The sequence below is a fragment of the Paraeggerthella sp. Marseille-Q4926 genome, from assembly GCF_916618935.1.
In the GTDB taxonomy this organism is placed as follows: Bacteria; Actinomycetota; Coriobacteriia; order Coriobacteriales; family Eggerthellaceae; genus Paraeggerthella; species Paraeggerthella hominis.
The window spans coordinates 44,935-63,692 of sequence record NZ_CAKAKF010000001.1; the positions used below are offsets into that span (position 1 = coordinate 44,935).

Below are 18,758 nucleotides of genomic sequence, written 5' to 3' on the forward strand. Positions count from 1 at the left end.
GTGCGATCCCGGAAGCTTGCGTACGCAGTACGCTTCGCCTCCGCGATCCCGCGAATTCAGGGCGCCGTGGCTGGCCTCACTGACTTACTACGCCAACCTGTGAGTGCAATATGCGCCCTTCGGGCGCATAAGGAGACCCCCTCGTGACTACTCCCGCCACCATTCGTTTGTACGGTACGGCCCCGGACTCCATCGTCGATGGTCCGGGGCTGCGCTTCGCCGTGTTCGTGCAAGGATGCACGCACGCTTGTCCGGGTTGCCACAACCCCGACAGCCAGCCGTGCGCGGGCGGCGAGGTTCGCCGCATCGACGAGCTGGTGGCCGAGATTGCGGCCAACAAGCTGGCGCGGGGCGTGACCATTTCGGGCGGCGAGCCGTTCGAGCAGGCCGCCGCATGCGCCGAACTTGCTCGTCAGCTGCGAAAACGAGGCTTGAACGTATGGACGTATTCCGGCTATCGCTACGAGCAGCTGGAGGACGGCTTTCCCGATGCCGCTGCACGCGATTTGCTCGACCAGACCGACGTGCTGGTGGACGGTCCGTTCGTGCAGGCGCTTCACTCCTTCGATCTGCCGTGGCGCGGTTCTTCCAACCAACGGTTGATTGACGTTCCCGCAACAAGGAGCCAGGGGCGTATCGTTTTGTGGGAAACTCAGGAAGACGTGTTTCAAAAGCCTCCGTCATGGTGAGGCGTTCGCTTTTCAGGGCGATGAGGATTGCAAGAGGGTAGGACGGCGGCATGGGACAACTCGAACAAGCCATCGAAGGCTTTGTGCGAAGCGATTGGGTTATCACGGCGATAACGGTTGTGGTGATTCTTTCCTTGACGGCGGTGTGCGCGCGGTTGGTGATGCGGTTCATGCGCAAGCTGCTGCATTTCAACGAAGAGAAGAACCTCCCCTCAAGTTCCATCTTCGTCAACATCGCACGTGCTTCAGTGTGGGTCTTGGGCATCTGCATCATGCTGTCCACCTGCTTCAACGTAGACGTGAGCGCCGCTATAACGGCCATGGGCATTGGCGGTATCGCCATCTCGCTTGGCTTTCAGGACACGATATCCAACCTGATCGGCGGCTTGCAGGTGAGCCTCATGCGCATTGTCAAGCCGGGCGACAACATAGAAGTTGGCTCGTCTTCGGGCGTGGTCAAGGACGTGACGTGGCGCCATACCACCATTAGGAACAGCGCTGGCGCAGAGGTCATCATTCCCAACTCCATCATCAACAAGACGGCGCTCGTGCACCTTCCTCCCACCAACCAGGTATCGATTCCCGTTGTCGTGGCAACCGACGGATCCCGTCTTGACGACTTGGCGGAGGCCATCGAGCGGGTTGCCGCCGAGGCCGCATCCGAAGTGGCGAAGCTGACGAAGCAGCCGGCCCTTTCCTTTTCGGCTGTCGAAGATGCGGGGTTCAAGGGATCCATTGTGTTTCGCGTGGCGGATAGCCGCACGGGTGCTCGGGCAGGCGATGCCGTACTACGTGCCATTGCTCCATTGACCAGGGAGGACGGCATTAATTTGATCGACGGTGTTTTGGCGGGGAGGCAGCAAGCGGCCGAGGATTCCGCAAACGAGGGAGGGAGGACGAATGGCTGAAACGCGATTGACCGAAGGTCCTTTGCATAACGACGATGGATCTCTGGCCCAATGCGGTTGGGCTACCGCGCTCGTTCGTTCCTACGACCGCGCGCGTGTGAAGGCGCCGGCTCTGCGCATCAAGGAATGGGACTACTACCTGGTGAACGACGATGAGTACGCCGTGGCGCTCACCTTGGGCGATTTGGGGTACGGCGGGCTCATTTCGGCGTCTGTCATGGACTTTGCCGAGGGCGTTTCGCATACGGCCAGCACCATGGTTCCCTTGACCCTGGGCCGGTTCCGGCTGCCGTCCTCGTCGTCTTCCGGCGTGTCGCGGTTCCAGAACGGGCGCGTGTCGTTCGACTTCGAGGTGAAGGACGGGTGCCGTCGCATAAAGGCCCAGTTCGCTCGATTCGACGGGCGCGACGATCTGACGTTTGAGGCGGTGCTTGACGAAGAGCCGCGCGACACGATGGTGATTGCCACGCCGTGGGCCGAAGACCCGCTCGCGTTCTACTACAACCAGAAGATCGTTGCCATGCGAGCGCAGGGCAGCTTCAAGAAGGGCCTGCTCGTACATGGCTTTTCGCCGGAGCGTTCGTTTGGCTTGCTCGATTGGGGCCGCGGCGTGTGGACGCGCGACAACACGTGGTACTGGGCCGTCGCGCAAGGTTGGCAGGATGGGCACGGAGGGGCGCAGCCCGGTGCTCATCGGTTCGGACTCAACCTGGGGTACGGTTTCGGCGACACGTCCGCTGCGTCCGAGAACATGGTGTTCGTGGACGGCGTTGCCCACAAGCTGCATCGCGTCGACTTCGGCATTCCCGAGAAAGCGGGGGCTGCGGTTGCGAAAAAGACCGAGGATCGCTACCAGCTTGACCAGCCTTGGCACGTGACCGACGACGAGGGTCGTTTGGATATGGTGTTCACGCCGATGCTCGATCGCGTTGACTGGATGGACTTCAAGGTGATTCGCACCGACCAGCACCAGGTATTCGGAAGGTTCGACGGTACGGTGACGCTCGACGACGGCACCGTGTTCGAAGTGGCGAACCTGTTAGGGTCGGCCGAGGTCATCCACAACGTGTATTAGAGCAAGGGGCGCAGTTCAAGGCGAACTGAACTGCGCCCCTTTTTGTCGTTGGTGGGTGCTTCAGGCTTGGCGCTCGATGCGATGCGGCGGTCGGGACGGGGCGCCCATGTTCTCCGTCCCCCGGAATGAGGCTTGCATACGACTTGCGCGCGAAAAACCGCTCCCGCTGGCAGGTTTTGACGGCTTGAGGTCGTTTGGTCCGGCGGGACGAGCGCCCTTGGGAACCTCATCCGACATCACAACGCTCTGATCAGGTAAAATAAAAAGTGAGCAAAGGGGTGAGACAAGCGGAGTTCATCTCGACGACCTCAAACCGTCAAAACCTGCCAGCGGGAGCGGTTTTTCGCGCGCAACCTCTTGATTGGGGTAGCGACGAGGGGCGCGCTGCCGGCTGGCGGGGCCCCGCCAGGTAAGGGGGCGCTTGTCGACAACGACGCGCTCCCGACAAGCCGGCCAACGACGCGCTCCCGACAAGCTGCCAACGGCGCGCTGCCGACAAGCTGCCAACGGCGCTCCGATTGGTAGCGGGACGCTGTCGATCGGGGCCAACAGGATGCCGGGCAGCGCCCGCCGCCCGTCGTCGCCCGGCAACACCCCGCCAGTCCCCCCAATAAAACGAAGGCGGGGTCATCGACCTCGCCTTCGTTCTGCCATGCGGTTGGGAGCTGTTACAAGCTCGCTGCTTCGAAGCGGCGCTTGAGAGCTTCCTGGTGGATGCTGTACTGCAGGGCCATATCCTTTGTCACGCGGCCTTCTTTTACCAGGTCGAACAAACTTTGATCCATGGTGCGCATGCCTTCCGCGCCGCTGGCAGCTATCACGCTGTCGATCTGGTGCGTTTTCTCTTCGCGGATAAGGTTGCGAATGGCGGTGTTCGCGAACATGATCTCGAATGCAGGCACCGCGCCGCCGTCGATTGCGGGAACCAGCTGCTGGCTGACGATAGCTTGCAGCACCATGGACAGCTGGATGCGGATCTGGCGCTGCTGCGAAGCGGGGAAGGCGTCGATGATGCGATCGACCGTGCTGGCTGCGCCCGTGGTGTGCAGCGTCGACAGCAAAAGCTGCGCCATTTCGGCAGCGGTCACGGCGGTGCCGATCGTGTCGTGGTCGCGCATCTCGCCAAGCAGGATCACGTCGGGCGCCTCGCGCATAGCCGACCGCAGCGCTTCGGAATAGCTGGCCACGTCGGTGGGCACCTCGCGCTGCGTCACGATGCAGCTGCCGTGCTTGTGCACGTATTCGATGGGGTCTTCCATGGTGATGATATGGCCGCTGCGCTCGTGGTTCAGCCGATCGACGATGCAGGCAAGCGTGGTTGATTTGCCTACGCCGGCAGGGCCGGTGACCAGCACCAGTCCCTTTTGCAGCTGCGAAAGGCGCAGGACTTCCTCCGGTATTCCCATCGCTGCGGGGTCGGGCAGCCCAAAGGGGATGACGCGGATCACGGCGCCGAGCGACCCGCGTTGACGGAAGATATTCGCGCGGAAACGCCCGATTCCGGAAATGGCGAATGAGAAATCCTCGTCGTGATTGCCGTTGTCGAGGAATCGATCCATGTTGCGCCCGGATACTTCGTAGATCGCGCGTACGAACGCTTCGGTGTCGGCGGGCTTGAACGGGGGCGTGTCCAGCCGAACTTGCTGACCGCTCGCTTCGTAGGCCAGGGGAAGCCCTGCTATGATGAAGACGTCGGACGCCTTCGCGTCAACCATCTCCTGCAAAAGCTGTTCCAGTTTCATGGTGTCTCCTATCGTGTTTGAGCGGCGCCCGACCAGAGCGTTTCGCCCGAGCTCGCGTTCGTCCACTGCGTCGTTGCTTTCCATGCCGTTATCTCGTACGTTGCGTTGGCGCGCACGGTTAGTTCGATGTCCAACGCTCGGCCGCTTTCGGTGCTGAACTTCGCCGAAACGGTCGTTCCTTCGCGCTTGGCGTTGCTCGGCAGCATGCCGTCCACCGCAACGAGGGCGGCGTCGAGGCTGCCGCCTGCTTTCCGTACGCTTGCCAGCGTTTCGTCGACGTTTGCGAGCAGATTCTGTGCCGCGCTTTCGTTGACGTAGGTGTCTGCGGTGAACGCCGCCTGCTTCTCCGCTGCCGCGTACGTTGCCTGAGCCGTGCTGATGGACAAAACTCCCAGTACGGCCAAACACAAGACGGTCATCAGGGTAAACAGGCTGATGGGTCCGATGCGTACCGATCCTTTCGATCTGCTCATCAAGCCTCCTCTGCGCTGGTCGAGTAGCGGGACGTGTCCAACGTGTATACGGTTTCGGCACCTTGCGTTACTGCGATATGGGCGGTATACAGGGTTCCGCCGCCCTTGTCATGTTGCTCTACCGTGCGGTTGACCTGGTATGTCGTGCTTTCGTTTCCTGCATCCGGCGTACCGTCGACTTCCACCAGGCTACCGTTTGCAATGGTGAACGATGCGGTCATGTTCCCCGATGCTGGGTCGGCTGCGAACGCTTCGGCGTTGTTCGCAGCAATCGTGACGGCGTTTGAAAGGTGGTCGGCTTCCGTTCCGCGCTCGTGCGCGATTCCCGTAAGCTGAACCACCACGGCAAGCGCGGCCATCAGAAATGCAAGAAGCACAAGCGATTCAACGATGAACGCGCCGCCATGCCATGAACGGCGGTTCTCTTCGCGTGCGCGCCTGTGGCGCGGAATCTGCACGACCATCATGAACCCCCTCGGACGCTGCGCAAGGCGACGGAGGTCGAGCCCTGGTCGGTGTACACGGTTAGCAGGCCGTTCTCGTATGCGAAGTCGAATCGCTTCGATTTCACGATTTCACGCGCTTTTTCCGGCGTGAAGGCGGCGTCGGCGCGAGCGTATTCTTCGACGATCGATCCTTGGTAGGCGTACAGTCTTGTTTCGTACACGCCGCTTTCCAGGCGCTCGGTCAGCACGAGCGCCGACCCCTCCGGTCCTTCGGCCACTCCTACAGCGTCGGTCGCATCGTTTGCGCGAATGGAGTTTCCTATGAGCGACAATCCCAGACGTGTTTCGTCGGAGGCGGTGCGCACGGCGTTGATGGACTTGTACGCGTTCGTTCCTACAAGCAGCGAGATCAGGAGAAACAGCGAAAGCACCGCGAACAAGATCGTGATGAACACGCGGTCGCGACTTTGGCTCGGGCGGCTTGCGGCTTGACCCGGGTGCGTTGCCTGGACAAGCGCCTGTGCTATGTTGTGGTTGCCGTTCATTTTGCCAGCACCACGACGTTGGGCATGACGTTGTCGGCGAACACCTCGTAGGTGATTGCGTAGTCGCTCCGGTTTACGACAAGCCCGTAGTTTTTCTCGAGATACGCCAAGGACGGCGGATAGGTGCCCTCGATCGCGCAGCATTGCTTCGCGCTGTTCAGTATGGCGTTTCGCACCGAAAGCTCGCCTTGCTCGCGTAGGGTTGCGCTGACGAAACCGTAGGCGACCCAAATGAGCGCCGCTGCGGCAACGATGGCGAAAAATATCGACATACGTTTGCGCGTTCGCTTTCTGATCTCCTGTTTTGTCATCTCGCGGTACATGGCGTTATCCGATCGATCCCATGATGCCGATAAGGGGCAGCATGACGGCTATCAGCGTTGCTCCCACGCTGACGGTCAAAAAGGCCGCCAAGGTGGGCTCCACGCTGTCGATGAGGCGATCGAGGCGGATGGAGGAGTCGTCGAAGAACGTGTCCGACAAGCTGGCCAGCACGGTTTCCAGGCTTCCCGAGCGTGTGCCTACCACGAGCATGCGCGCATAGACGGGCTCGAACACGTTGTTGTCGAATACTGCTTGCGCCAGGCTTTTGCCGAGCGACGGGTCGGTCATTTGGCCGCGCACGTTCTCAAGCTGGGATTTCAAGGCGGGATGGTCGACCATGGCAACGGCGCGCTCCATAGCGGTGTCGGTGTTTACGCCGGCTGCGACGAACGTGGCGAGTGCGGCCGTGAACCGCCCGACGGCCATTTGACGCAGCGGTTCGCGCGTGAGCGGCATGCGTTCGAGCAGTCGGACAAGCTTGCTGCGGCCTTGGGGCGAGCGGCTGGCGACGATGCCAACAAGCACCAGCACCGTGCAAAGCAGCGTAATGCCCAAAGCGGTCCATCCGATGATGATGGACGCGTTCACGTAAGCGAAAGATCCGCTGGTCAGGTTGCCAGTCAAGCCGGTGTAAACGTCAACGAACACGGGCAGGATGACGGCTACGGTGAACAGCAGGATCACCGTCATCACGGACAGGAGCGCGGCGGGGTAGGCAACGGCGCTTTTGGTTTTAGCGTACAGGCGGTCTTCTTCGTCGTAGTACTTCGCCAGGCTCCACAGCACGTTCTCCAAGCGTCCCGAGTGTTCGCCGGCGGCAACCATGTCCACCACGTGATGGGGGAAGCTCTCTGACTTTTCCAAAGCCTCAGCCAGTGATTTCCCTGAGATCAGCTCTGCATATACGCTGTCGCAGGCGTTCTTGAACGCGGCGTCCTGCATGTTTTCGCCTAGCAGGTAGACGGCTTCGTCCATCTGAATGCCGGCTGAGTGCATGACGGCGGCGCTTTCGCAAAATGCGGCGATCGCACTGCTTTCGAGCATCTTCGTGGCCATGTCCCTACTCGCTCCTTATCTTGCCCTCATGCGCAAACTAGCATGTCAGTACGTGTAACGATCGGTGTAGCCGGTTCCGTCTCCGACGTAGCTTGACGCGCCCCCTGCGGCAAACGTGGTATCGATGCGCGTCCAGGTGTTCTGCCTGACGTCGATACCGGCGCCGATCCACGTGCCATCAATATATATCATGTTCCATGCATGGTATATATTATCAGGCGAGACGTTTCCGGTGATTATCTTGCAGGGAACGCCTTGGCTACGAAGCATAGCCGCTGCGAGGGATGCGTAGTCGAAGCAGATGCCGGTTTTGGCGTTGATGGTTGCGTCGGGGGAGGGAACGTATCCGGTTGCGTCGGCAAGTGCAGCGGCTTTCTCCTCGTCGTACGCTACATTGTCCACGATCCAAGTGTAAACGGCGCGCACCACGTCGCCTTGGTTCTGCGCGTTGGCGCATAGCTCGTTCGCCAGTTTTGCCGCGGCGCTGTCCGGTCCGTAGTTGCAATAGACGCTGGGCCTGATGAACGGTTGGAACTCGTCGGAAAGGGCCACGTTTTGATCGGGCAGGCTGGCCAGTTCGACATAGCGGTTTCCCGACGTGTTCTCCCATACGGTGAAAGAGTAGGTTGCGTTGCCCTCGCTGAGCGGGCACGATATGGGCGTACCGTCGTTGGGGAGGTCGTAGTTGTACTCCAGACCCCCGCTTTTCACTTGGAACTTCAATCGAGATTGCGATGTGGCGCTGACCGAAACGTAACCCTCCGAAAGATGGGAAGCGTCTATGAGCGCTCCGTCGAGGTTGGTCGCGGCCGATGCGTCGAAGGGGGAGAGGGCGGGTTCGGTCTGCGTGAAGGCTGGCCCGGAGGTTTGCCCCTGGTTGCCGCTTGACGGAGAGTCGGTTCCTCGGCCGCTTTCGCTGCAGCTTGTCAAAAGAACCAGGAGCGCGCAGGCGAACGCGGCCGCGCGCAGGCAGCGGAAGATGCGGTGCGCGCGAATTCTCCGGGGCATGGAAGCCGCCGATTTCGCAGACTGTCGACAAGGGACGACTATCGCAGCGTCTTCCTGCATGCACGCCTTTCTGGGGTTGAGCCGTATTGGGCATTATACCGCTATGCTGCAGCGTGGATCGCAGGGTACGCCAAGCTGCGGGAAAGGCATGGAGGATGTGTTGTTTCGAAGGGCGCCCCAGGGCTCGATTTGCTTGTTTATGTACGTTCATCAGGTTTTACCGCTTATTCAACAGTTGGGTAAACAGCCGAAAAATGCACCCGACAAAGAGACATTTGAACGCTTGCATGGTAAACTAATTAAGGGTTTGTACGGTTTTCGCATGAACGGAAGCTCGGGCAAGCCTACCACGGGAGTCACGAACACGAGCATGCTCGATAACGTAACGGCACACTGACAGGGGAAGCGCTCGTCGCGCTTCGCATCGTGCGGGCTAGTTGCCCGGCGCAAGCGTCAATCCGGAATGGCGATCCGGTAGAAGTGTGGGTGATACGTATGCTAGAGAAGATGCTCGATCTCAAAAACACGTTTGAAGGCAAATGCCTGGCCGTGTTCATGGCGGTTGTCATGGTTTTGACCATGACGAATTTCGCGGCTTTTGCCGAAGGCGGCGCCGACGGAGCGTCGGCTGGTTCTTCTGCGCAGAAATCGGCGGAGACCATTGAGGCCTCTCAGGATCAGCAGGCGGTTCAAGACGCCGTGCAGCACGGTGCCGATGCCGCTGGATCTGACTCGTCCGCATCGCAGGCCGGGCCTATCGTTGCGCCCGAGGTTGACGAAGCGGTGGTCACGTTTGAGGCCGAGCATGCCTACGTGTCCGTGAAGGACCAGATTCTTTATGCCAAGACGCTTACAACCAAGCTGCACAAAGAGCTGAAGTTCGCCGCTTCGGCCGATACGGGCTACAGGGTTTCCCAGGTTGTTGCACGCAACTCCGCGAGCGAGAACGTACCGGTTCAAGAGATTGACGGCGGCTACGCCATTGCCGCCGAGCACGTGGACAGCACGCTGGTGGTTACCGTGAACGCCGAGGCCGTGGAGGCCGAGCAGCCTGCGCCGGCGCCCGAGACCACGCCTATTACCGGCGACTCGAAGGTTGATACGACTGGGAATTCCAATGCTCCGGCTGTTTCTCTCTCCCAAACGGTCGGTGCGACCACGGTCTCTTTGGAGGCGCCCGCTGGCGTGCTCCCTGCGGGCGTTGCCATGAAGGTCGTTCCGCTTGGGGGCGAGGACGTTCGCCAAGTTGCCGAGGAGAAAGCTTCGGCCGAAGGAAAGAAGCTGGTCGGCTTTGTCGCCGTGGATGTGACGCTGTTCGACGCCGCGGGGAATCAGATCCAGCCTAAAGGCGACGTTTCCCTGACGTTGGCGAACGCTGATTTGAAGGCCGGGTCCACGTCTTTGTATCACTCCGAGGGCAATATAGCAGACGTTGAGAAGGTTTCCGATGGAACTCGGGCGACGTTGAGCCATTTGTCGCCCGTTCTTGCCGTCGATGCGGTGAGCGCTGCGTTGCATACGGTCACGTTCACTGCTGAAGGAAACGATCCCATTTCGAAAAACGTGGTAGAGGGCGAAATGTGCCCCGAGCCTGCGACGCCTGTCATTCCTGCAGGTTACGTTGCGTTTCTCGGTTGGTATCAAAAGATGGAGGACGGTTCGCTGTCTTCCAATCGCTTTGATTTCGCCTCGCCCGTTGTGGCCGATATCGAGCTTGTTGCCAAATTCAGCGACAAATGGGTCGTTCTGTTCCAGGATGCTGCGGGCAAGGTTGTCGAGACGCAAGAGGTCTCGAACAATCAAAAGGCAAAGCAGCCCGAGCATACTCCCGTTGCCCCTTCTGGGCAGGAGTTCGATGCCTGGTATCTTGACGGGAAGCCTTACAACTTCAATACCCCGGTGACGGGCAATATTACGCTCGTTCCGCACTTCGCCGATACGCACTATGTGCACTTCGTTTCCAAGGGGTCGGCTGTGCCTTCTGCGATCGTGCGCGATGGCGGCACCGTCCCCAAGCCCAACGATCCGACTCGCGAGGGGTACGACTTCCAGTATTGGTCGACGAGCGAGGATGGAAGCTCGGGGGCGTTCAACTTCGATACGCAGATCAAGGCCGATACGGTCTTGTACGGCGTATGGAAGGGCGCGACCGTCGATTACACGCTTGTGTACAACTTCGAGCATGCGAATATTGCCGGCGATGCCGGCACGAATACGAGCAATTACTCGTTTAGCCAGCAAGTTACCATGCGCGCTCAAGCGGGGAGCACGGTGTCGGGCGATAGCTTGCGGGCTTCAGGTCTTTTGAATCCCAATCAATACAGCGACCTGGCTAAGTACGGATACTACGCGTTCGGCGATACGACCCAGATTTCCGGCACGGGCTCCACGGTAATAAACGTGTATTACAAGCGTACGCTGTATACGGTGCAATTCGATCTGGGCAGTAGCAGTTCTCGTTGGATGAGCTTTGACGGTGTTCTGTACAGTGGAGGCTGGAACTCCAGCAAGTATTCGTTTGCAGCAAAATACGAGCAGTCTATCGGAAGCCTTTGGGTGTCATCTAAGAATGCGACGTTTTGGAGCAACCGGAATCAGGGCTTTGCCGGGTGGACCGGCTTCGGCTACAGCACGTTCGTGAGCCATCGTTTTACGATGACCGAAGATATCATAGCGAGCGCCAACAACGATAAGGTGATAACGGCGACAGCGTCGTGGAACACGGTGTCGCGAAGCCAGGTAAACTACTGGCTTGAGGTGGCGGATCCCTCTAATCTTCCTGCGGATGCGAAACAAATGCCGAACGGCAAATACTACAGCGCTCTTAACGAATATACGCAAGAGCTGCTTCACAGCGGAAGCCTAAGCGCGAAGACCATCGGCGGGTTTTCCAAAAAATCGGACTACAATACAGATCCTGTCTGGGAATGGGACGGGAGCCAGTGGGTGTCTACCTACAACTTCTATTATGATCGCAATGCATACACCTTGTCCTTCAACTCCATGGGCGGAAGCTTTGTTCTCTCTAAAACGGTCTTGTACGAAGCTCCTATGGCTCAGCACGAACCTGACGACCCCACTCGCGAACATTACGTATTCAAGGGATGGTATCTGGATAGCGACTATATGCTGCCCTACGATTTCGGTACAGCCACTATGCCGGGCAGCAACGTCCAATTATATGCGAAATGGGAGTCCTCCCAATACTCCGCCAAGTTCTACACGCACGAGGGAGATGGGACCCCGGTAAAGACGCAGGGTATTGCTCAGGGCGAGTACATCAAAGATCCTGGGGTGTACATTGTGGGTCAGGGCTATGAGGGTCTGGGCGAGTTTCTTGGATGGTACTGGTATCTTCCGGGAACCGATCGCCTGGTTGCCTATAGCTGGGAGACGCCTGTATCCGGTGATGTGACCTTGTACGGGCGCTGGAAAACCGATGGGTTTTCTTTGACGTACGACAAGGGGATCGGTTTCGGAAGCGTGCCTGTCGATACTAACAGCTACGCGCTTGGCGTAAAGGCTCCTGTAAAAGACGCTTTGCTTTCTGCGTCCGGCAAGACATTCGTCGGTTGGCAGGTTGACGGATCTGGTCGCACGTACTATCCGGGGAACACTATCAAGATGAACGGCGATACAAAGCTCGTTGCTCGTTACGTGAATCCTAGTTTGGCGGTGAGCCTTGTCTTCAATGCTAACTACGGGAGCAACCCTGCTACGGAAACATGGACGGCTGAAAAGAACGATTATGTAACGCTGCCTGACAGTATGTTTGACAGGGCAGGGTATTCTTTCGCGGTTTGGAACACGAAACCTGATGGTTCGGGCAGGTCTTACTCCGTCAGCGAAGTTCTTTCGCTGACGGGCAACACCACGCTGTACGCTCAATGGAAGGAAAGCAAGCCTGTAACTTACACGTATACCGCTTTGACGGGCGGGTCGGTAAGCAGTGCTTCCGAAACGATCGCTCCTGTAACGGGCATCGCTTCTGGCTCGACGGCTTCGCCAGATTCTGGGTATAGATTTGACGGCTGGTATGACAACGCGGAGGCATCGGGAAATCCGATTTCCCGTGACGCGCGTTTCGTTCCTTCTAAGGTAGACGGCGTTTATGCCGGGGGCAGCTATTGGGCCCGCTTCGTCCCCGACGACGGCCAGACCTACGCGGTGAGCTACGCCACCGACGGCAACGGCACGGCCGACCCCGCCGACAACCGGGGCATCCAGGTGCTCGGCACCTCCGGCGTGACCGGCTCGACCGCCGCGCCCGCCCCCGGCTACAAGTTCGAGGGCTGGTACAAGGGCGACGCGCGCATCGAGGGGGCCGGGGCGGCGCTGAGCGCCGAGCTGGCCGCCGCCAACGTCGACCGCGACGGCGACCTGTACAAGGCGACCACCTTCACGGCCAAGTTCGTCCCCGACGACGGCCAGACCTACGCGGTGAGCTACGCCACCGACGGCAACGGCACGGCCGACCCCGCCGACAACCGGGGCATCCAGGTGCTCGGCACCTCCGGCGTGACCGGCTCGACCGCCGCGCCCGCCCCCGGCTACAAGTTCGAGGGCTGGTACAAGGGCGACGCGCGCATCGAGGGGGCCGGGGCGGCGCTGAGCGCCGAGCTGGCCGCCGCCAACGTCGACCGCGACGGCGACCTGTACAAGGCGACCACCTTCACGGCCAAGTTCGTCCCCGACGACGGCCAGACCTACGCGGTGAGCTACGCCACCGACGGCAACGGCACGGCCGACCCCGCCGACAACCGGGGCATCCAGGTGCTCGGCACCTCCGGCGTGACCGGCTCGACCGCCGCGCCCGCCCCCGGCTACAAGTTCGAGGGCTGGTACAAGGGCGACGCGCGCATCGAGGGGGCCGGGGCGGCGCTGAGCGCCGAGCTGGCCGCCGCCAACGTCGACCGCGACGGCGACCTGTACAAGGCGACCACCTTCACGGCCAAGTTCGTCCCCGACGACGGCCAGACCTACGCGGTGAGCTACGCCACCGACGGCAACGGCACGGCCGACCCCGCCGACAACCGGGGCATCCAGGTGCTCGGCACCTCCGGCGTGACCGGCTCGACCGCCGCGCCCGCCCCCGGCTACAAGTTCGAGGGCTGGTACAAGGGCGACGCGCGCATCGAGGGGGCCGGGGCGGCGCTGAGCGCCGAGCTGGCCGCCGCCAACGTCGACCGCGACGGCGACCTGTACAAGGCGACCACCTTCACGGCCAAGTTCGTCCCCGACGACGGCCAGACCTACGCGGTGAGCTACGCCACCGACGGCAACGGCACGGCCGACCCCGCCGACAACCGGGGCATCCAGGTGCTCGGCACCTCCGGCGTGACCGGCTCGACCGCCGCGCCCGCCCCCGGCTACAAGTTCGAGGGCTGGTACAAGGGCGACGCGCGCATCGAGGGGGCCGGGGCGGCGCTGAGCGCCGAGCTGGCCGCCGCCAACGTCGACCGCGACGGCGACCTGTACAAGGCGACCACCTTCACGGCCAAGTTCGTCCCCGACGACGGCCAGACCTACGCGGTGAGCTACGCCACCGACGGCAACGGCACGGCCGACCCCGCCGACAACCGGGGCATCCAGGTGCTCGGCACCTCCGGCGTGACCGGCTCGACCGCCGCGCCCGCCCCCGGCTACAAGTTCGAGGGCTGGTACAAGGGCGACGCGCGCATCGAGGGGGCCGGGGCGGCGCTGAGCGCCGAGCTGGCCGCCGCCAACGTCGACCGCGACGGCGACCTGTACAAGGCGACCACCTTCACGGCCAAGTTCGTCCCCGACGACGGCCAGACCTACGCGGTGAGCTACGCCACCGACGGCAACGGCACGGCCGACCCCGCCGACAACCGGGGCATCCAGGTGCTCGGCACCTCCGGCGTGACCGGCTCGACCGCCGCGCCCGCCCCCGGCTACAAGTTCGAGGGCTGGTACAAGGGCGACGCGCGCATCGAGGGGGCCGGGGCGGCGCTGAGCGCCGAGCTGGCCGCCGCCAACGTCGACCGCGACGGCGACCTGTACAAGGCGACCACCTTCACGGCCAAGTTCGTCCCCGACGACGGCCAGACCTACGCGGTGAGCTACGCCACCGACGGCAACGGCACGGCCGACCCCGCCGACAACCGGGGCATCCAGGTGCTCGGCACCTCCGGCGTGACCGGCTCGACCGCCGCGCCCGCCCCCGGCTACAAGTTCGAGGGCTGGTACAAGGGCGACGCGCGCATCGAGGGGGCCGGGGCGGCGCTGAGCGCCGAGCTGGCCGCCGCCAACGTCGACCGCGACGGCGACCTGTACAAGGCGACCACCTTCACGGCCAAGTTCGTCCCCGACGACGGCCAGACCTACGCGGTGAGCTACGCCACCGACGGCAACGGCACGGCCGACCCCGCCGACAACCGGGGCATCCAGGTGCTCGGCACCTCCGGCGTGACCGGCTCGACCGCCGCGCCCGCCCCCGGCTACAAGTTCGAGGGCTGGTACAAGGGCGACGCGCGCATCGAGGGGGCCGGGGCGGCGCTGAGCGCCGAGCTGGCCGCCGCCAACGTCGACCGCGACGGCGACCTGTACAAGGCGACCACCTTCACGGCCAAGTTCGTCCCCGACGACGGCCAGACCTACGCGGTGAGCTACGCCACCGACGGCAACGGCACGGCCGACCCCGCCGACAACCGGGGCATCCAGGTGCTCGGCACCTCCGGCGTGACCGGCTCGACCGCCGCGCCCGCCCCCGGCTACAAGTTCGAGGGCTGGTACAAGGGCGACGCGCGCATCGAGGGGGCCGGGGCGGCGCTGAGCGCCGAGCTGGCCGCCGCCAACGTCGACCGCGACGGCGACCTGTACAAGGCGACCACCTTCACGGCCAAGTTCGTCCCCGACGACGGCCAGACCTACGCGGTGAGCTACGCCACCGACGGCAACGGCACGGCCGACCCCGCCGACAACCGGGGCATCCAGGTGCTCGGCACCTCCGGCGTGACCGGCTCGACCGCCGCGCCCGCCCCCGGCTACAAGTTCGAGGGCTGGTACAAGGGCGACGCGCGCATCGAGGGGGCCGGGGCGGCGCTGAGCGCCGAGCTGGCCGCCGCCAACGTCGACCGCGACGGCGACCTGTACAAGGCGACCACCTTCACGGCCAAGTTCGTCCCCGACGACGGCCAGACCTACGCGGTGAGCTACGCCACCGACGGCAACGGCACGGCCGACCCCGCCGACAACCGGGGCATCCAGGTGCTCGGCACCTCCGGCGTGACCGGCTCGACCGCCGCGCCCGCCCCCGGCTACAAGTTCGAGGGCTGGTACAAGGGCGACGCGCGCATCGAGGGGGCCGGGGCGGCGCTGAGCGCCGAGCTGGCCGCCGCCAACGTCGACCGCGACGGCGACCTGTACAAGGCGACCACCTTCACGGCCAAGTTCGTCCCCGACGACGGCCAGACCTACGCGGTGAGCTACGCCACCGACGGCAACGGCACGGCCGACCCCGCCGACAACCGGGGCATCCAGGTGCTCGGCACCTCCGGCGTGACCGGCTCGACCGCCGCGCCCGCCCCCGGCTACAAGTTCGAGGGCTGGTACAAGGGCGACGCGCGCATCGAGGGGGCCGGGGCGGCGCTGAGCGCCGAGCTGGCCGCCGCCAACGTCGACCGCGACGGCGACCTGTACAAGGCGACCACCTTCACGGCCAAGTTCGTCCCCGACGACGGCCAGACCTACGCGGTGAGCTACGCCACCGACGGCAACGGCACGGCCGACCCCGCCGACAACCGGGGCATCCAGGTGCTCGGCACCTCCGGCGTGACCGGCTCGACCGCCGCGCCCGCCCCCGGCTACAAGTTCGAGGGCTGGTACAAGGGCGACGCGCGCATCGAGGGGGCCGGGGCGGCGCTGAGCGCCGAGCTGGCCGCCGCCAACGTCGACCGCGACGGCGACCTGTACAAGGCGACCACCTTCACGGCCAAGTTCGTCCCCGACGACGGCCAGACCTACGCGGTGAGCTACGCCACCGACGGCAACGGCACGGCCGACCCCGCCGACAACCGGGGCATCCAGGTGCTCGGCACCTCCGGCGTGACCGGCTCGACCGCCGCGCCCGCCCCCGGCTACAAGTTCGAGGGCTGGTACAAGGGCGACGCGCGCATCGAGGGGGCCGGGGCGGCGCTGAGCGCCGAGCTGGCCGCCGCCAACGTCGACCGCGACGGCGACCTGTACAAGGCGACCACCTTCACGGCCAAGTTCGTCCCCGACGACGGCCAGACCTACGCGGTGAGCTACGCCACCGACGGCAACGGCACGGCCGACCCCGCCGACAACCGGGGCATCCAGGTGCTCGGCACCTCCGGCGTGACCGGCTCGACCGCCGCGCCCGCCCCCGGCTACAAGTTCGAGGGCTGGTACAAGGGCGACGCGCGCATCGAGGGGGCCGGGGCGGCGCTGAGCGCCGAGCTGGCCGCCGCCAACGTCGACCGCGACGGCGACCTGTACAAGGCGACCACCTTCACGGCCAAGTTCGTCCCCGACGACGGCCAGACCTACGCGGTGAGCTACGCCACCGACGGCAACGGCACGGCCGACCCCGCCGACAACCGGGGCATCCAGGTGCTCGGCACCTCCGGCGTGACCGGCTCGACCGCCGCGCCCGCCCCCGGCTACAAGTTCGAGGGCTGGTACAAGGGCGACGCGCGCATCGAGGGGGCCGGGGCGGCGCTGAGCGCCGAGCTGGCCGCCGCCAACGTCGACCGCGACGGCGACCTGTACAAGGCGACCACCTTCACGGCCAAGTTCGTCCCCGACGACGGCCAGACCTACGCGGTGAGCTACGCCACCGACGGCAACGGCACGGCCGACCCCGCCGACAACCGGGGCATCCAGGTGCTCGGCACCTCCGGCGTGACCGGCTCGACCGCCGCGCCCGCCCCCGGCTACAAGTTCGAGGGCTGGTACAAGGGCGACGCGCGCATCGAGGGGGCCGGGGCGGCGCTGAGCGCCGAGCTGGCCGCCGCCAACGTCGACCGCGACGGCGACCTGTACAAGGCGACCACCTTCACGGCCAAGTTCGTCCCCGACGACGGCCAGACCTACGCGGTGAGCTACGCCACCGACGGCAACGGCACGGCCGACCCCGCCGACAACCGGGGCATCCAGGTGCTCGGCACCTCCGGCGTGACCGGCTCGACCGCCGCGCCCGCCCCCGGCTACAAGTTCGAGGGCTGGTACAAGGGCGACGCGCGCATCGAGGGGGCCGGGGCGGCGCTGAGCGCCGAGCTGGCCGCCGCCAACGTCGACCGCGACGGCGACCTGTACAAGGCGACCACCTTCACGGCCAAGTTCGTCCCCGACGACGGCCAGACCTACGCGGTGAGCTACGCCACCGACGGCAACGGCACGGCCGACCCCGCCGACAACCGGGGCATCCAGGTGCTCGGCACCTCCGGCGTGACCGGCTCGACCGCCGCGCCCGCCCCCGGCTACAAGTTCGAGGGCTGGTACAAGGGCGACGCGCGCATCGAGGGGGCCGGGGCGGCGCTGAGCGCCGAGCTGGCCGCCGCCAACGTCGACCGCGACGGCGACCTGTACAAGGCGACCACCTTCACGGCCAAGTTCGTCCCCGACGACGGCCAGACCTACGCGGTGAGCTACGCCACCGACGGCAACGGCACGGCCGACCCCGCCGACAACCGGGGCATCCAGGTGCTCGGCACCTCCGGCGTGACCGGCTCGACCGCCGCGCCCGCCCCCGGCTACAAGTTCGAGGGCTGGTACAAGGGCGACGCGCGCATCGAGGGGGCCGGGGCGGCGCTGAGCGCCGAGCTGGCCGCCGCCAACGTCGACCGCGACGGCGACCTGTACAAGGCGACCACCTTCACGGCCAAGTTCGTCCCCGACGACGGCCAGACCTACGCGGTGAGCTACGCCACCGACGGCAACGGCACGGCCGACCCCGCCGACAACCGGGGCATCCAGGTGCTCGGCACCTCCGGCGTGACCGGCTCGACCGCCGCGCCCGCCCCCGGCTACAAGTTCGAGGGCTGGTACAAGGGCGACGCGCGCATCGAGGGGGCCGGGGCGGCGCTGAGCGCCGAGCTGGCCGCCGCCAACGTCGACCGCGACGGCGACCTGTACAAGGCGACCACCTTCACGGCCAAGTTCGTCCCCGACGACGGCCAGACCTACGCGGTGAGCTACGCCACCGACGGCAACGGCACGGCCGACCCCGCCGGCGCCCATCGTGGACGTGCTCGGGGGCGCTGCCGAAGCGGTCATCGGCGACAACGAGACCCCGCTTGCTCAGCGCGAAACCGAAATCTCCGATGGGGAAACGCCGCTTGCTGGTCACGATCATGCGTCGTGCTGGGTGCACTGGTACATCATACTGGGCATCATTGTCACGGCCATATATTCCGCTTGCGTGACGCTGCGTCGCAGCCTGTTCTCTCGTAAGCTGAAGCAGTACGAAGACAACCTGACCGGGGGCGGTGACCCCGCTCCCGGCGCG

Annotated in this window: 11 protein-coding genes; 4 read left to right on the forward strand and 7 right to left on the reverse strand. The window is 63.9% G+C overall.

Annotation, left to right across the window (positions count from 1 at the left end; all coding sequences use genetic code 11):
• Positions 1–143 precede the first annotated feature (143 nt).
• From nrdG to LG373_RS00230, 3 genes are read left to right on the forward strand one after another with little or no spacing between them, the layout of a single operon-like run.
• Positions 144–689 carry an anaerobic ribonucleoside-triphosphate reductase activating protein gene (gene nrdG / locus LG373_RS00220; RefSeq protein WP_114566515.1) on the forward strand — a complete coding sequence of 182 codons (546 nt, stop codon included), beginning with the start codon at positions 144–146 and terminating at the stop codon, positions 687–689.
• 50 nt (positions 690–739) lie between these two features.
• Positions 740–1,597, forward strand: a complete 858-nt coding sequence (locus tag LG373_RS00225) for a mechanosensitive ion channel family protein (RefSeq protein ID WP_225748659.1) — start codon at positions 740–742, stop codon at positions 1,595–1,597.
• Complete coding sequence (locus LG373_RS00230) at positions 1,590–2,672, forward strand: DUF2804 domain-containing protein (RefSeq protein ID WP_216529039.1); 1,083 nt, start codon at positions 1,590–1,592, stop codon at positions 2,670–2,672. The genes LG373_RS00225 and LG373_RS00230 overlap by 8 nt, the downstream gene beginning before the upstream one ends.
• 668 nt (positions 2,673–3,340) lie before the next feature.
• On the opposite strand, the gene LG373_RS00235 is transcribed toward LG373_RS00230, so the two are convergent.
• The 7 genes from LG373_RS00235 to LG373_RS00265 all read right to left on the reverse strand — a co-directional run bounded on the left by LG373_RS00235 (position 3,341) and on the right by LG373_RS00265 (position 8,266).
• On the reverse strand, positions 3,341–4,414 hold the full coding sequence (locus LG373_RS00235; RefSeq protein WP_114566518.1) for a type IV pilus twitching motility protein PilT: 1,074 nt from the start codon (positions 4,412–4,414) through the stop codon (positions 3,341–3,343).
• 8 nt (positions 4,415–4,422) lie between these two features.
• Positions 4,423–4,887 (reverse strand): S4A5 electrogenic sodium bicarbonate cotransporter 4, encoded by a 465-nt coding sequence (locus LG373_RS00240; protein WP_114566519.1) that lies wholly within the window; start codon positions 4,885–4,887, stop codon positions 4,423–4,425.
• Positions 4,887–5,354, reverse strand: a complete 468-nt coding sequence (locus tag LG373_RS00245; RefSeq protein WP_225748660.1) for a hypothetical protein — start codon at positions 5,352–5,354, stop codon at positions 4,887–4,889. Before LG373_RS00245 ends, LG373_RS00240 begins: the two co-directional genes overlap by 1 nt.
• Positions 5,351–5,788 carry a DUF4860 domain-containing protein gene (locus LG373_RS00250; protein ID WP_225748661.1) on the reverse strand — a complete coding sequence of 146 codons (438 nt, stop codon included), beginning with the start codon at positions 5,786–5,788 and terminating at the stop codon, positions 5,351–5,353. The genes LG373_RS00245 and LG373_RS00250 overlap by 4 nt, the downstream gene beginning before the upstream one ends.
• Positions 5,789–5,874: 86 nt before the next feature.
• A complete protein-coding gene (locus LG373_RS00255) occupies positions 5,875–6,150 on the reverse strand; it encodes a hypothetical protein (RefSeq protein WP_225748662.1) in 276 nt (91 codons plus the stop codon).
• A 55-nt stretch (positions 6,151–6,205) separates the two neighbouring features.
• On the reverse strand, positions 6,206–7,258 hold the full coding sequence (locus LG373_RS00260; protein WP_114566522.1) for a type II secretion system F family protein: 1,053 nt from the start codon (positions 7,256–7,258) through the stop codon (positions 6,206–6,208).
• 45 nt (positions 7,259–7,303) lie between these two features.
• The gene (locus LG373_RS00265) at positions 7,304–8,266 is read right to left on the reverse strand and encodes a transglutaminase-like domain-containing protein (protein WP_225748663.1); all 963 of its coding nucleotides are present in this window, start codon (positions 8,264–8,266) and stop codon (positions 7,304–7,306) included.
• A 495-nt stretch (positions 8,267–8,761) separates the two neighbouring features.
• Between LG373_RS00265 and LG373_RS00270 the strand changes: the two genes are divergently transcribed.
• Positions 8,762–18,703 (forward strand): InlB B-repeat-containing protein, encoded by a 9,942-nt coding sequence (locus LG373_RS00270; RefSeq protein WP_225748664.1) that lies wholly within the window; start codon positions 8,762–8,764, stop codon positions 18,701–18,703.
• The last annotated feature ends 55 nt before the right edge of the window (positions 18,704–18,758 follow it).